This is a genomic window from Psittacicella gerlachiana (assembly GCF_003585965.1).
Taxonomy (GTDB): Bacteria; Pseudomonadota; Gammaproteobacteria; order Enterobacterales; family Psittacicellaceae; genus Psittacicella; species Psittacicella gerlachiana.
In genome coordinates this window covers 1-1,282 of sequence record NZ_NRJF01000247.1, presented here as the reverse complement: position 1 = coordinate 1,282, position 1,282 = coordinate 1, and the positions used below count along the sequence as shown (strand labels likewise).

At 29.1% G+C, this 1,282-nt stretch carries 1 protein-coding gene; it reads right to left on the bottom strand.

What is annotated here, in order from left to right; translation table 11 throughout:
• Positions 1–113: 113 nt before the first annotated feature.
• Positions 114–422 (bottom strand): hypothetical protein, encoded by a 309-nt coding sequence (locus CKF59_RS07205; RefSeq protein ID WP_119535253.1) that lies wholly within the window; start codon positions 420–422, stop codon positions 114–116.
• Between the last annotated feature and the right edge of the window lie 860 nt (positions 423–1,282).

Genomic DNA, 1,282 nt, shown 5'->3' with positions numbered 1-1,282 from the left:
AGTACTTTATTTTTTATCTAAATTTACCCCTCTAGATATAAAGTAAGAACAAGGAGGTAAAGGTGTAAAAGTGATTTAACCTACAATTAAAAAGGGATCTTTTATAGTCAATTTTATTCTTGAGAAAGAGGAATTAGTTCATAGTAGTCATTAAAGCGATAGATTTGCACATGAGGAAAGTATTGTGTAAATCTTGGTCCAATAGACATTAAACCATGAGGTAATCTATCAGAGGTCGATCCTAAATATTCTTCTTTGGTTTTTCTTTCTCCTGTCACTTCATCTAAGTATTGGGTAAGTGCATAATACTTAATTGAATTTGACGGACTGTTCTTTTGGCGCTTTAGTTTTATTTTAATGTGTGAAGCGGGATAAATATCATCAATCTTCACAAACTTTTGTAGAAAAACTCTATGATTCATGATTAGATAGTCCTCTTTATAATGTATTAGTAATTATACAACACAAAACTATAAATAACTGAAATTAACGTAAATTTTATTATGTTTTAGACCCCTAAAAAATAGGAGATCTTCGGGAATTTTTTTAAATTTAGGTCTGATAAAGAGCGGGATCTAAAATTGAAAAAATATAGGTTAAAATTAGCAAGCAAATTGCTAAAAACCAAAAGTAGATATTTAGAGAGGTAAAGAGTAGGTTTGAGAAGAAACACAGAGATGAGAAGTTAAGAGAATAAGATAAAGACAATTAACTAATCGAAGTAAGAAGCAAAGCTTACAATGAGAAGTTTAAAGAGAATGATAGAGCTGGAAAGGAGAACGGGAAAGAGAAGAGAAAGAGCTGAAAAAAGGGTAAAAAGAAGAACAGGAAAGGAGCAAAGAATCCTAAAGAGGTATAAGAGGGGGAGATTTCTAAGAGGTGTAAGAAAATAGGTAAAGAGAACAAAAAAAATCACCCAAGCACCGCTTATCCGAAAATGAAGAAAAAAACGAAATAAGCTAGCTTAAGTGATAATGTATGAAAGAAAAATAAAAAATGACCATAAATCAGCACAGAATAAATAGTTTCTATCTAAGACTTTTAAGAGCAAGTGCTTTAGATCAGAAATTTAAATTATCCTGATTAATTTTATACTTATATTTTCAAGATACTTTAGATTTTTATGTTAAATTTTCGCCACTTGGAATTATAAATTTCAAGTTGAGAAATTATACATTTAAAGGTTTATTTTAATGTATCAGTATTGAACATTCCGTCTCTTACTAAACGCTCAATATCTTCTAAATGTTTAACATTTTTATCTACTTTAACTTTTTTAGTT

Excerpts from the sequence above, each read along its gene's own strand:
- CKF59_RS07205 (WP_119535253.1), bottom strand. The coding sequence starts at position 422 with ATGAATCATAGAGTTTTTCTACAAAAGTTTGTGAAGATTGATGATATT.